This is a genomic window from Actinosynnema sp. NPDC053489 (assembly GCF_044544865.1).
In the GTDB taxonomy this organism is placed as follows: Bacteria; Actinomycetota; Actinomycetes; order Mycobacteriales; family Pseudonocardiaceae; genus Actinosynnema.
On sequence record NZ_JBITXT010000005.1, the window covers coordinates 556,391 to 570,030 of the forward strand.

Consider the following 13,640-nt stretch of genomic DNA (forward strand, 5'->3'; position numbering starts at 1 on the left):
GTCCGGTCACGCCTCCGAGTCGGCAGCGAGGGCTTCGAGATCCGCGAGGACCAGGTCCTCGACCAGGTCGGCCAGTGCGGAGACGGTGCGGGCGGTGAGGACGTCGCGCGGGGACAGGTCGATGCCGAAGGCCGCCTTGGTCCGGGACGTGATGTGCAGGCTGCGGATCGAGTCGCCGCCCAGGGTGAAGAAGCTGTCCTCCACGCCGACCTGGCCGACGCCGAGCACGTCCGCCCAGATGGCGGCGATGGCCTCCTCGGTCTCCGTCCGGGGCGCGACGTACTCCCCGGACGTGACCGCGTCGCGCTCGGGCGCGGGGAGCGCGACGCGGTCGAGCTTGCCGTTCACGGTCAACGGCATGCTTTCCAGTGCGACGAACGCCGCGGGAACCATGTGGTCGGGCAGGACCCTGGCCGTGTGGTCGCGCAGTTCCGACGCCGTAGTCGGCTTGTCCGGCACGTAGTACGCGACCAAGCGTTGTTCGTTCGCCAGTACAACGACCTGGGCGACGGCAGGATGCGCGGCGAGGACGGATTCCACCTCGCCGAGTTCGATCCGGAACCCGCGGATCTTCACCTGGTGGTCGGCGCGGCCCAGGTAGTGCAGCACGCCGTCCTCCCACCGGGCGAGGTCGCCGCTGCGGTACATGCGGGAACCGGGTGGGCCGAACGGGTCCGCGACGAAGCGGGACGCGGTGAGGACGGGCCGGTTCAGGTAGCCGCGGGCCAGGCCCGGGCCGGACACGTACATCTCGCCGGGCACGTTCGGCGGCACGGGGTTGAGGTCCTCGTCCAGCACGTAGATCCGCAGGTCCGGCATCGCCACGCCGATGCTGCCGTCGGCCTCGGTGTAGGTGACGTGCACGGTGGTCTCGGTGATGCCGTACATGTTGATCAACGCGCCGGGACCGTCCCAGCCGTCGAGCTTGCGCAGGTCCAGCGCCTCGCCGGCGAAGATCACGCAGCGCAGGCTCAGCCCGGTCGGCCTCTCCGGGATCAGCTGGTGGAACGCCGACGGCGTCTGGCTCAGGATCGTCACGCCCTCGTCGGCCAGCAACCGGGCGAAGTCGCGCGGCGAGCGGGACACCGCGTGCGGCACCACCACGAGCCGGCCGCCGTGCAGCAGCGCGGCCCACAGCTCGAACACCGACACGTCGAAGGCGTAGCTGTGGAACATCGACACCACGTCGTCGGGACCGAGCCGGAACCAGTGGTCGGTGGCCGAGAACAGCCGCACCACGTTGCCGTGCGGGATGACCACGCCCTTGGGCCGACCGGTGGAGCCCGAGGTGTAGATCACGTACGCCGCGTGGTCGGGGCGCAACGCCGGGGTGGGCGCGGTCGCGGGCAGGCCGGTGAGGTCGGGGATCTCGGACAGCGTGGCGACCGGCCGGGCGTCCTCGACGGTGGCCGCGATCCGCTCCGGCGGGTAGGCCGGGTCGAGCGGCAGGTAGGCCGCGCCCGACTTGAGCACCGCCAGCACCGCGACGACCTGGTCCAGCGAGCGCGGGAACCGCAGGGCGACGATCCGCTCCGGCCCGGCGCCGAGCCCGACCAGGTGGTGGGCCAGCCGGTTGGTCCGCTCGTCCAGCTCGCGGTAGGTCAGGTGCTCGCCCTCGCACGTCACGGCGACGGCGTCGGGGGTGCGGGCCGCCTGCGCGGCGAACAGCGCGGGGATCGTGGTGTCCGGCTCGCTGACCAGGGTGCCGTTCCAGTCGAACAGCACCTGCCGCACCTCGTCCTCGGACAGCCACGGCACGTCGGCCACCGGCCGGTCCGGGTCGGCGACGAGGCCCACCAGCAGCCGGCGCAGCCGCTCGCCCAGCCGCGCCACCGTGGCGGGCTCGAACATCGCGGGCTCGTAGCCCAGCAGCACGCCCAGCCGCTCCTCGGGGTAGACGGTGGCGCTGAGCGGGAAGCTGGTGGTCTCCTCGGCGGACAGCTCGCGCAGGCCCATGCCCTCGGCGACGTCGGCCGGGTAGTTCTCGAAGACCACCACGCTGTCGAACAGGTTCGTCCCGCGCTCGACGCCGCTCCAGCCCTGGACGTCGCCCAGCGGCACGTGCTCGAACCGCCGCGACTCCACCTGCTCCTCCTGCACCGCGCGCAGCCAGTCCGCGACCGGCGCGGCGCCGTCGACCCGGACCCGCACGGGCAGCGTGTTGATGAAGATGCCGGTGATCGAGTCCACGCCGGCCAGCTCGGCGGGCCGGCCGGAGACCGTCGCGCCGAAGCACACGTCGCGCCGCCCGCTGGACCGCGCCAGCAGCAGCGCCCACGCGCCCTGCACGATCGCGCTGGGCGTGACGCGGTGCCGGCGGGCGAACTCGTACAGCCGGTCGGACTCCGCCTCGGTCAGCTCGACCGGCAGGCGGCGCGACGACGTGCCGTGCTCGGCCGGGTGGTCGGCGGGCAGCGGGGTCGGCGAGTCGAAGTCGCCCAGCACTCGCCGCCAGTGCGCCTGCGCGGCGGCCTCGTCCTGCCCGGCGAGCCAGGCCACGTAGTCGCGGAACGGCCGCCGCTCCTCGGGCCCGTCCGCGTTGAGCACGTCGGACAGCACGTGGAAGACGCTCCAGCCGTCCAGCAGCACGTGGTGGAACGTCCACAGCACCCGCACGCTGGTGGGGGACAGGCGGGCGACGGCGACCCGCATCAGCGGCGGCACGGCCAGGTCGATGCCCCGGGCCCGGTCCTGCTCCAGCAGCTCGCGCATCCGCTCGGCGCGCGCGTCCTCGTCCAGGTCGCTCCAGTCGAGGAACGTGAACGGCACGGCGACGTGCTCGTGCACGACCTGCAACGGCTGCCGCACGCCCTCCCACAGCACGCTGCTGCGCAGCACCGGCGTCCGGTCGACCACGCGCTGCCAGGCGGCGGCGAACGCGGCGGAGTCGGTCACGCCGTCGACCACGAACGTGGTCTGCTGGAAGTACACGCCCTTGTCACCCAGCCCGTGGAACACCATGCCGGCCTGCATCGGCGTGAGCGGGTAGGCGTCCTCGCCGGTGATCCGGTCCACCTCGGCCTGGGTGAGGTCGGCCAGCGGGAAGTCCGACGGGGTGCGCCCGCCCGCGCCCGGTTCGGCGCAGTGGTCCACGATGCCGCGCAGCGAGGCGGCGAACGACTCGGCCAGCAGCGCCACCGTCTCGCGCTCGTGGGTGTTCTCGCTGTAGTGGAAGGTGAACTCCAGCCGGTCGCCGCGCACCTGGCCGACGACGTCCAGCAGGTGCGGCCGGGGTGCGCGCGGGTCGGCGGACAGCTCCAGGTCGCGCTGGTCGGCGTCGAAGCGGCCCAGGTAGTTGAACGACACCCGCGGGTCGCACGCGGGGGCGGTGCGGGCCAGGTGCCGCAGCGCGCCGTAGCCGATGCCGCGCCCGGGTACGGCCCGCAGCTGCTCCTTGACCGACTTCAGGACGGTGCCCCAGTCGTCGGCGCCCCAGTCGTCGGCGCTCCGGTCGTCGGCGTCCCGGTCGTCGTGATCCGGCAGGTCCAGCGCCACCGGGAAGACGGTGGTGAACCAGCCGACGGTGCGGGACAGGTCGACGTCGGCGAACAGCTCCTCGCGGCCGTGGCCCTCCAGGTCCACCAGGACCCGCGAGCGGCCCGTCCAGTCGGCGAGCACCCGGCCCAGCGCGGCCAGCAGCACGTCGTTGACCTGCGTGCGGTACACGCCGGGCACGTCGCGCAGCAGGGCGTCGGTCTCGGCCGCGGTGAGCCGCACGGTGACCTCGCGCTGCGAGCCGACGGTGTTGGGGCCGTGCCGGTCCACGGGCACGTCGGTCGGCGCGGTGGCCACGGCCGCCCAGTGCTCCAGCTCGGCGTCGAAGCCGTGCGCGGCGTGGTCGGCGAGCCGGATCGCCCAGTCCCGGAACGACGTGGTCTTGCGCCCGAGGTGGACGGCCTCGCCGGCGCGGGCCTGCCGGTAGGCGGTGGTCAGGTCCTCGACCAGCACGCGCCACGACACGCCGTCGACCACGAGGTGGTGCGCGGTCAGCCGCACGGAGCCGCCGTCGAGGACCTCGGCGCGCAGCAGCGGCCCGCGGGTGAGGTCGAACCCCTCCAGCGCCAGCGGGTCGGCGTCCACGACCGGGTCGACCACCTGCCGGTCGCCCTCGAACCGGGTGCGCAGGGCGTCGTGGTGCTCGACCAGCGCGGCCAGGGCGGTGCGCAGCGCCGGCACGTCGAGGTCCGGGTCGAGGTCGACGACCACGGACTGGTCGAAGTGCTCGGGCCGCACGCCGTGGCTGTCGAGGAACCAGCGCTGGATCGGGGTCAGCGGCGCGTCGCCGGTCACCCGCCCCTGGTCGGCGGCGGGCGGCAGGTCGCGCGTCACGTGCGGCGCGATGGCCGCGATGGTCTGGTGCGCGAAGATGTCCCGCGAGGTCAGCACCAGGCCCGCGCGGCGGGCCCGGGTGACCACCTGGATGCCCAGGATGGAGTCGCCGCCCAGGGCGAAGAAGTTGTCCCGCACCCCGACCCGGGCCGCGCCGAGCACCTCGGCGAACACGTCGGCCAGCACCGCCTCCACGGGCGTGCGCGGCGCCACGTACCGGGTCTCGGCGCGTTCCTCCGGCGGCGCGGGCAGCGCGTCGCGGTCGAGGTGGTCCAGCCCGACGACGGCCGTGGGCACGGCGTGCGCGGGCAGCACCTGGCCGAGGAACGCCCGCAGCGCCGAGGCGCCCACCGGCGGCGTCACGTAGGCCACCAGCCGCCGGTCGGCCAGGACCACGGCCGCGTCGGTCACCTCGTGGTGCCGCCGGATCGCCTCCTCGACCTCGGCGAGGTCCACGCGGGAGCCGCGCACGCGCACCGTCTCGTCCGGCGGGAAGTCCAGCTCCACCAGGCCGCGCAACGGCCGGTCGGGGTCGTCCACGACCAGGCGCAGCAACGCCTCCAGGTCGTCGCCCAGGGACTCGACGGTGGCCGCGTCGAACAGGTCGGTGTTGTACTCGACGGTCAGCGCCAGCTCGTCGCCGCGCGGCCAGAACTCCACCACCAGGTCGAACCGCGCCACCGGCCGGGGCAGGTCGTGCTCGGTCGCGGTCAGCCCGCCGAACGCGCCGTCGCGCAGCAGCGGCTGGTGCAGCGCCACCACAGCCTGCACCAGGGGCGTGCGGCCGGGGTCGGGGTCGGGCCGCACCTCCTCCACCACCCGGTCGAACGGCACGTCGTCGTGCGCGAACGCCTCCAGCGCCGTGTCGCGCACCTGGTCGAGGAACGCGGTGAACGGCACGTCCGGGTCCACCCAGGAGCGCAGCACCAGCGTGCGGACGAAGAAGCCGACCGCGCGTTCCAGGTCGGCCCGGTCGCGGCCGGAGCTGACCGTGCCCACGGCGACGTCCCGCTGCCGGCTGCGCGCCGACAGCAGCACCTGCACGGCGGCGGTGAGCGTCATGAACAGGGTGGCGTCGTGCGCGCGCCCGACGGCGGCCAGCCTGCGGACCAGGTCGGCGGGCAGCGGGCGGCGCAGCACCGCGCCGGAGGTGGTGCGCAGCGGCGGCCGGGGCCGGTCGGTGGGCAGGTTCAGCGCCTCTACGCCGTCGAGCCGCTCGCGCCAGTACGCGACGTCGCCCTCGGGCCGGGCCCGGTCCCACATCGTGAAGTCGGGGTACTGCACGGCGGGCGGCGGGGGCTGCCCGCCCGCGTACAGCTCGGCCAGCTCCTCCAGCAGCACCTGCACCGACCAGCCGTCGGTGACGATGTGGTGCTGCACCAGGACCAGCAGGTGCTCGTCGGGGCCGAGCGGGCTGAGCACGGCCCGGGTCAGCGGGCCGCGCCGCAGGTCGAACGGCTCGTCCAGGCCCAGGTCGGCGGAGCCGGCGCGCTCGGTCAGCACGCGCAGCGGGATGGAGCCGTGCGGCGAGACCACCTGCACCGGCTCGTCGCCCACCACGTCGAACGTCGTGCGCAGCGCGTCGTGCCGGCGGGCCAGCGCCTCCAGCGCCGCGGCGAGCCGGGGCACGTCCAGCGGCCCGGCGAGCCGGATGCCGACGGCGGTGTTCTGCTCGGCCGTGCCGTCCAGCGAGAACAGCCGCCGCTGCGCGGGCGACAGGGGCAGCGGCTCGCCCTCGGGAGCGCGGGGGATCGGCGTGCCATCCCCGTCGGGCAGGGCCTCGGCGAGCGCGGCGACCGTGCGGTGGTCGAACATCGCCCGCACCGGCAGCCCGCCCAGCCGGGACAGCGCCCGCACCGCGAGGATCGAGTCGCCGCCCAGGGCGAAGAAGTCGTCGTGCGCGCCGACCAGCGGCACGCCCAGCACGTCCGACCACACCTCGGCCACCCGGCGCTCGGCGGCGGTGCGGGGTTCGACGTGGTCCTCGGGGGCGTCGCCCACGACCGGCTCGGGCAGCGCGTCGCGGTCCAGCTTCCCGTTGGGCGTCAGCGGGAACGCTTCCAGCGCCACGAACGCCGACGGCACCAGGTAGTCGGGCAGCCTCGCGGCCAGCTGCTCGCGCAGCGCGCCCGAGCCGGTCGCGGCCCGCTCGCCGACCACGTAGGCCACCAGCCGCTTCGGCTCGCCGCGCGCGACCACGACGGCGTGCTCGACGCCGGGCTGCTGCCGCAGCACGGCCTCGACCTCGCCGGGCTCGACCCGGAAGCCCCGGATCTTCACCTGGTGGTCGGCGCGGCCCACGAACTCCAGCTGACCGTCCGCGCGGGTGCGGACCACGTCACCGGTGCGGTACATGCGCGCGCCGGGCGCGCCGAACGGGTCGGCCAGGAACCGCTGCGCGGTCAGCCCCGGCCGGCCGAGGTAGCCGCGGGCCAGGCCGACGCCCGTCACGTACAGCTCGCCCTCGGCGGCCGGGCGCAGGTCGTCGTCCAGCACCCGCACCTCGGTGCCGGGGATCGGGCGGCCGATGGGCGGCGTGCCGCCGGGCTCCAGCGGCTCGCTCCACGAGGTGACCACGGTGGACTCGGTGGGCCCGTAGGCGTTGACCATGCGCCGACCCGGTGCCCACTTCGCCACGAGGTCCGGCGGGCAGGCGTCGCCGCCGACCACGAGCGTGCGGAACGTGGGCAGCTCGACGTCGGGCACGGTGGCCAGCGCGACGGGCGGGATGAGCGCGTGGGTGACGCCGAAGGTGGTGATGACGTCGGCGAGCTGGTCGCCGAGCAGCGGTCCGGGTGGTGGCACGACGAGGGCCGCGCCGGCGGGCAGCGCCAGGCACAGCTCCAGCACCGAGGCGTCGAAGCTGGGGGAGGAGAACTGGAGCACGCGGTCGCCGGGTCTTACGTCCAGGTGCCCGACCTCGGCGGCGGAGAACGCGGGCAACCCGCGGTGCGGCACCACCACGCCCTTGGGGCGGCCGGTCGAGCCGGACGTGTAGATGACGTACGCCGGGTCCTCCGGGTGGATGTCGACCTCGGGCGCGGTGTCCGGCAGGCCGGCGTCGTCCAGCGACCGCAGGTCCTCGAGCACCAGCAGCGGCTCGGCGTCGGTGATCATGAACGCGATCCGGTCGGCCGGGTAGTCGGGGTCGACGGGCAGGTAGGCGGCGCCGGTCTTCAGCACCGCCACCCGGGCCACCACGTTGTCCACCGAGCGCGGCAGGGCCACGGCCACCACCCGCTCCCGCCGCGCCCCCCTCGCGCGGAGCAGGTGCGCGAGCCGGTTCGCGCGCCGGTCGAGCTCGCGGTAGTCGACCACGCCGTCGGCGGACACGACCGCGGGTGCGTCGGGGGTGCGCAGCGCCTGCGCGGCGATCAATTCCGGCAGTGTGCGGGCGTGCGTCATCGCGGGAGGTGCCTTTCTGGCTCAGTGCTCGCCCAGGGGGCGCGTCTTACCCGTTTGTTCGGGGGGTCAAACGTGAAGTTCAGTGCATTTCGACCGCGTGTCGGCGGGCCAGCCGGCCGCCGATCTGGATCCAGCGGATGCCGCCGTCGCCCGGGTCGCGCAGGAAACGCCCGGTCTGGTTCGTGTCGCCGGTGTCGGAATCGCGCATCGCGAACACCAGGCCGTCGAACAGCGACAGGTCGGCGAACGGCTCGCCGTCCACCGTCAGCGCCAGGCGGCCCCGGTCCACCGCGCGCACGGCGTATTCGACGTCGCCGTTGCGGAAGCGGCCGGTGCAGTCCGGCGGCGGGGCGATGGGGCGGCGCAGGTCGCGCATTCCGTCGTAATCGGCGACCGGCAGCCCGGCGGCGACCAATTCCGGCACGAGCTCCCGCCACAGCGCGAAGCCGGTGCTGCCGTTGGTGGTCAGGGCCACCGTCGTGCCGTCGTCCGGGTTGATCCGCAGGTGGCACGACGTGCCGTCCGCGGTGCCGTCGTGGCCGACCCAGCGCACGCCGTCGCGCTGGAACAGCGCGAGGCCCAGGCCCCAGCCGTCGGCCATGCCGAACGGCTCGGCGTGCCGGACGGGCTCGCGCATCAGGGCGAGGTCGCCGGGGTCCAGCAGCCGGGGTCCGCCACCGCCCAGCATCCGCCCGAACGCGAGCAGGTCGCCGGCGCTGGCGGCCAGGGCGCCCGCCGGCGCGTCGACCGGCGCGAGCGATTGCGCGACCGGGACGACGCGACCCGTGGCGGGGTTGACCGCGTGGCCGCTGACCACGTCGGCGTCGGCGCTCGTGGTGAACCGGGCGCGCACCCCCAGGGGGCGCAGCAGCACCGCTTCGACGGCCTCGGCCCAGCTCATGCCGGTGGCGACCTCGATCAGGTGTCCGATGAGGACGTACCCGATGTTGGAGTAGGAGAAGCCCGCGCCGGGCTCGTGCAGCGGGTGCAGCTCGCGCAGCGCCTGCCGGACGTGGTGGCGCAGGGACGTGGTGCGCACGTCCTCCGGGTCGGAGGGCAGGCCGCCGGTGTGGCTGAGCAGGTGGCGCAGCGTCAGCTCGTCGGACGCGCCGGGGAGGTGGTCCGACAGCGGCGCGTCCAGCTCCAGGTCCCCGTCGGAGACCAGCGCCATGGCGACGGTCGCGGTGAACGTCTTGGTGATCGACCCGATGGGCACGGCCGCGTCGGCGGCCAGGCCCACCTCGTGCGTCCACGTGCGTCCCGCGTGGTGCACGGCGAGCTGCGCGCCCGGCACGAGGTGCTCGCGGGTCAACGCGACTAATCGGTGGGAGATGCGGTCGGTGTCCATGCCTGATCCCTCGGGGAATGAGCCACGGCGTGATTGAGCCGGGCTGCGGGCTCAACGTTGACGGTCACCGCGAGATCGTCGCGACCGCCGAATGGAGCATTCCGTGAAAGGGGATTCCCTATTTTTAGGGGAGGGTCACCCGGTGTCGGACAAGTCACTTCCAGAGTTCACTCGATCGGGTGGGTTTGGACCGGCCGGTACCGTAAATACCTGCAGTACGCGAGGGTTATTCGCAGTCACGTGTCAACACCTCGTGCCGCCTCGTGCGCTGACCCGCGAGCGGGTCGTGAAATGTCTTCGCGGTCCGTTCAGGCGGATTTTTGTCGCTGTTCCGCATTGGCCGTAACCTTTCCACCGCAACAGTCGTTTGGCGTTACCCTGGCGTAGCGGTCCCGGGCACTCTCCGCACACGGCGAAAAACTGTGCGCCATCCCACTCCGGAACGCGTAACGACCCCCGCGGACGCTCGTTTGCACCCAACTGCCGCGTGTGTCGAACCCCCAGCCCCCGAGAGTCCTACATCCGGGACGCGAGAGTCCTACGCTCAGCGCCCGAGAGTCCTACGTTCAGGACGCGTGAGTTCAACGCTCAGGACAGGGCCGGGCGCGGAGGGACCGAGGTCCGGCGGCGGGACGGGCCGGGGGCTACTCGCCCTGCACGGCGTGGTGCAGCGCCTCCATGCGGGCGTCCAGCTCGGCCGCGATGGCGGCGGTCGCGGTCAGCTCCTCGACGAAACCCGCGGGCACCTGGTCGTCGTACTTGTAGTGGAGCTTGTGCTCCGAGGTGGCCCAGAAGTCCATCGCGATGGTCCGCAGCTGCACCTCGACCTTGACGTGCTCGACCCGGTCGGACAGGAACACCGGGATGCGCACGATCAGGTGCAGGCTGCGGTAGCCGCTGGGCTTCGGCGCGGCGATGTAGTCCTTGGTGCGCAGGATCTCCACGTCGCTCTGCCGGGCCAGCATGTCGCGCACGCGGTACACATCGGACACGAACGGGCACACCACGCGCACGCCCGCCACGTCGTGCAGGTGCTCGGCGGCCAGCGACAGGTCCGCCGGCAACCCCTTGCGCCGCAGCTTGTCGAGGATCGCGTCCGGCCGCTTCACGCGGTGCGTGACGTGCTCGATCGGGTCGTGCCGGTGGACGAGGTCGAACTCCTCGCTGAGGATCCGCAGCTTCGTCATCAGCTCGTCGACGGCGAACTTGTAGACCACGAGGGACCGCCGCAGCAGGTCATCCGCGACGCCGATGTCCATGATCCCACGATACCGGGGCGCCGCGGGTCGGCGCGGCCGGTCTAGGATCCCGGGCGTGAGCACCCACTGGCACGTGGTCCTCCCGCCGCCGTGCGCCTGACCGGGCGCACCCGCTGACGCACGCCTCCACGCCTGCCGCGCCGATCACGTCCGAGTGATCCGGTCGCGCGGTGCGCCCGTTCGCGTCCTCTTCCCCTCGTCTCGCGAACGGAGACCCCGTGTCGACCTCTGCCGTGCTCGCACGCGCTCGTTCCACCCGCGGACCGCTGCCGATCCTGGCGGCGTGCGTCCTGTGGGGCACCACCGGCACCGCCGCTTCCCTCGCATCCGCCTCCGCGCCCGCGCCGGCCGTGGGCGCGGCCGGCCTCGTGCTGGGCGGCTGCCTGCTCTTCGTCACCTCCCGCGGCGCGCGCGTCGTGCTGCGGACCGCCGACTGGCGGCTGCTGCTGCTCGGCGCGGCGACCGTCGCCGGGTACGTGCTCGCCTTCTACCCGGCGGTCGCCCGCACCGGCGTGGCGGTCGGCACGACCGTGGCGCTGGCCGTCGCGCCGGTCGTGCTGGGGATGCGGTCGCGGCCCCTGCCCACGTCGGCGGCCGTGGTCGGCTGCACGGCCCTCGTGCTGGGCGGCGGCGACGCGCACGTCGACCTGGTGGGGGTGGCGTTGGCGCTCGTCGCGGGCCTGTCCTACGCCGTGTACCCGGTGGTCTGCGCGCACCTGATCGGGCTGGGCCACCCGTCCCGGGCCGTCGTGGGCGCGGTGTTCGGCGGCGCGTCGGCGGTGGCCTTGCCGGTGCTGCCGCTGGTCGGCGTCGGCTGGGTGGCGAGCCCGTCCGGGCTGGCGGTCACCGCGCACCTGGCGGTGTTCACCACCTTCGCCGCCTACCTGCTGTTCGCCCGCGGGCTGCGGCACACGGGTGCGGCGGCGGCGACCACGCTGACCCTGGCCGAACCGGCGGTGGCGGCGGTGCTGGGCGTGCTCGTGCTGGGCGAGCGCCTGACACCGGTGTCGTGGTGCGGGATGGCCGTGCTGGCGGTCGCGCTGGTGGCCCTCGCGCGGAGATGACCGCCCGGAGGTGACCGCCAGGGTCGGCGTTCCCCCTGGGGGCGCCGACCCGGCTCAGTCGTGCCGGTGCGCCCCGCCGCCCAGGCCGTAGAGGATGCGCTGGATGACCTCCGGGTCCACGTCCGGCTCGTCGCCCATCTTCTCGGCGGCGGGGGAGCGGCGCGGTTCCCGGCGGGGCAGCGGCACGGCCGAGGCGTCCATGCCCGACGGCAGGGCCAGCTCGCACCACGCCAGGTGGCCGCCCGCGGTCAGGTCGACCAGGCCGGCGCGCGACCCGGTCAGCTCCGGCGGCAGCGCGACGCGGTTGCCCTCGACCTCCACCACCAGGTGGGCGCCCGTCAGCCGCAGGCGCACCAGCAGGAAGCCGGGTGCCCGGCGGTCGGCCACCTCGACCGCGGCGCCCACCAGTCGGCGGGCGGTCTGCGCGGCCTCGTCCTGCATCGCCCGCAGGCGCCACTCGCCGAGCGAGAAGCGCACGAACATGTCGGCCACGTTCACCGCGGTGGGCAACGCGACGAGTCGAAGGTCGTCGACCTGTTCGGTACGGGCGTTCACACCGATCCTCCTCGCCTGCGTCCGGCGCGTGCTGCGCCAGATGGTGCCATGGGTGCATCCGTCGTCACCCACGCGGTCTACCGACCGTGAACGGACTGTGTCCACATCGAGTTCTGCTACTTCAGTGCAGACCGAAGCAGAACCTTCGTCCCACGACCGACTACGGCTGTGGGCGATGAGCGGTTCACCCCGGTCCGCGGCGACGGGGCGAAACTACCGAAATGCTCGGTGAAATGGAATGACGCTCGGTTTCAGTCGGTCGAGCTACTCGGCCTACGCAGGGTAGGGCGCGCGCAAGCGAAAGGGCCCGCCGGGGGCGGGCCCTTCGAAGAGGTGCGGGGATCAGGACTGCTTGATGGCCTCGATCTCCAGCAGGATGGTGATCTTGTCGCCGACGACCGCGCCCGCCGGGCCGCCGGTCACGCCGAAGTCGCGGCGGTTGATGTCCGTGGAGGCGGAGAAGCCGACGACCTTGGCGCCCTCGAAGCCGTCGCCGAAGCCGTTGATCTCCAGCTCCAGCGCCACCGGCTTGGTCACGCCGTGCAGGGTCAGCTCGCCGTCCACCACGAAGCCCTCGCCGTGGGCGCGCACGCCGGTGGAGGTGAAGGTCAGCTCGGGGAACTTCTCCACGTCCAGGAAGTCCTCGCCCTTGACGTGGGCGTCGCGCTGGTCGTTGCGCGTGTTGACGGAGGAGGCGTCGATCTTCGCGGTGACCGTGGACTCCAGCGGGTTCTCGGCCGTCACGATCGTGCCCTCGAACGTGCCGAAGTGGCCGCGGACCTTGGACACGCCGAGGTGGCGGACCACGAACGAGACGTCCGAGTGCACCGGGTCGATCGCCCACGTGCCCGTGAGGTAGCCGGGGATCTGCACAGCCTGCGAGGTCATGGATCGTCCTTCTGGGTTGGTCTGGTTGAACTCTCAACAGAACATAGCGCATCCTGGTTGAAGGTTCAACAACGACCGTATAGTGGGAGGCATGAGCGACGTGCGGTGGCTGAGCGCCGAAGAGCAGCAGGTGTGGCGTGCCTTCATGACCGCCGTGACCAAGTTCACCGAGCACCTCGACCGGCAGTTGCAGCGCGACTCCGGCATGCCGATGGCGTACTACGAGATCCTGGTCGCGCTGTCGGAGGCGCCCGACCGGGCGTTGCGGATGAGCGAGCTGGCCGCGGTGTGCCACTCCTCCCGCTCGCGCCTCTCGCACGCGGTGGCCCGGTTGGAGAAGGAGGGCTGGGTCGAGCGGCGGGCGTGCCCGTCGGACCGGCGCGGTTCCATCGCGGTGCTCACCGACGTCGGCTTCGGCGTGCTGGAGGCCGCCGCCGCGGGCCACGTGACGGCGGTGCGCGAGCACCTGTTCGACGTGCTGACCGCCGCCCAGCTGCGGTCGTTGGAGGAGATCAGCCGGGCCGTGGACGCCGGGTTGACCTCGGAGTGCGCGAAGGTCCGCCGCGAGGAGTTCGCCGACCTCTGAGGCGTCCCCCGCGCGGTGGGGTCGACGTGCGCCCGGCCGCCGGTCGTCGGATGGTGTGGGTGTCGCCGACGTCGGCCGGGAGGAATCTGAATGATCGTGTCAAGCTGCGGTGGTGGCCGGTGGTGGCGCGGTCGGTGTGAAGGTTCGGCCGTCGCGCAGCAGTGCCCAGAGGACGTCGACCAGGCGGCGGGCCAGGGCGAGCAGGG

7 protein-coding genes are annotated in these 13,640 nt (G+C 73.5%); 2 read left to right on the forward strand and 5 right to left on the reverse strand.

What is annotated here, in order from left to right; all coding sequences use genetic code 11:
• Positions 1–6: 6 nt before the first annotated feature.
• The 3 genes from ACIGNX_RS14800 to ACIGNX_RS14810 all read right to left on the reverse strand — a co-directional run bounded on the left by ACIGNX_RS14800 (position 7) and on the right by ACIGNX_RS14810 (position 10,341).
• Positions 7–7,707, reverse strand: a complete 7,701-nt coding sequence (locus tag ACIGNX_RS14800) for an amino acid adenylation domain-containing protein (protein WP_396540106.1) — start codon at positions 7,705–7,707, stop codon at positions 7–9.
• A 106-nt stretch (positions 7,708–7,813) separates the two neighbouring features.
• Entirely contained in the window at positions 7,814–9,082 is a 1,269-nt protein-coding gene (locus ACIGNX_RS14805; protein WP_396540108.1) for a serine hydrolase domain-containing protein, read from the reverse strand.
• A gap of 644 nt (positions 9,083–9,726) precedes the next feature.
• Positions 9,727–10,341, reverse strand: coding sequence for a GTP pyrophosphokinase family protein (locus ACIGNX_RS14810; protein ID WP_396540110.1), 615 nt, complete (start codon positions 10,339–10,341; stop codon positions 9,727–9,729).
• A gap of 218 nt (positions 10,342–10,559) precedes the next feature.
• On the opposite strand from ACIGNX_RS14810, the gene ACIGNX_RS14815 reads away from it, so the two are divergent.
• Positions 10,560–11,405: an EamA family transporter gene (locus tag ACIGNX_RS14815; protein WP_396540112.1), complete on the forward strand. Its 846-nt coding sequence runs from the start codon at positions 10,560–10,562 to the stop codon at positions 11,403–11,405.
• Positions 11,406–11,459: 54 nt separating this feature from the next.
• Here ACIGNX_RS14815 and ACIGNX_RS14820 read toward each other — a convergent pair whose 3' ends face one another.
• A complete protein-coding gene (locus ACIGNX_RS14820; protein WP_396540114.1) occupies positions 11,460–11,960 on the reverse strand; it encodes an ATP-binding protein in 501 nt (166 codons plus the stop codon).
• Between the two features lie 342 nt (positions 11,961–12,302).
• The gene (locus ACIGNX_RS14825; protein ID WP_396540116.1) at positions 12,303–12,848 is read right to left on the reverse strand and encodes a YceI family protein; all 546 of its coding nucleotides are present in this window, start codon (positions 12,846–12,848) and stop codon (positions 12,303–12,305) included.
• Positions 12,849–12,939: 91 nt separating this feature from the next.
• Between ACIGNX_RS14825 and ACIGNX_RS14830 the strand changes: the two genes are divergently transcribed.
• Complete coding sequence (locus tag ACIGNX_RS14830) at positions 12,940–13,434, forward strand: MarR family winged helix-turn-helix transcriptional regulator (RefSeq protein WP_396540118.1); 495 nt, start codon at positions 12,940–12,942, stop codon at positions 13,432–13,434.
• Positions 13,435–13,640 lie beyond the last annotated feature (206 nt).

Excerpts from the sequence above, each read along its gene's own strand:
- ACIGNX_RS14805 (WP_396540108.1), bottom strand. The coding sequence starts at position 9,082 with ATGGACACCGACCGCATCTCCCACCGATTAGTCGCGTTGACCCGCGAG.
- ACIGNX_RS14810 (WP_396540110.1), bottom strand. The coding sequence starts at position 10,341 with ATGGACATCGGCGTCGCGGATGACCTGCTGCGGCGGTCCCTCGTGGTC.
- ACIGNX_RS14825 (WP_396540116.1), bottom strand. The coding sequence starts at position 12,848 with ATGACCTCGCAGGCTGTGCAGATCCCCGGCTACCTCACGGGCACGTGG.
- ACIGNX_RS14830 (WP_396540118.1), top strand. The coding sequence starts at position 12,940 with ATGAGCGACGTGCGGTGGCTGAGCGCCGAAGAGCAGCAGGTGTGGCGT.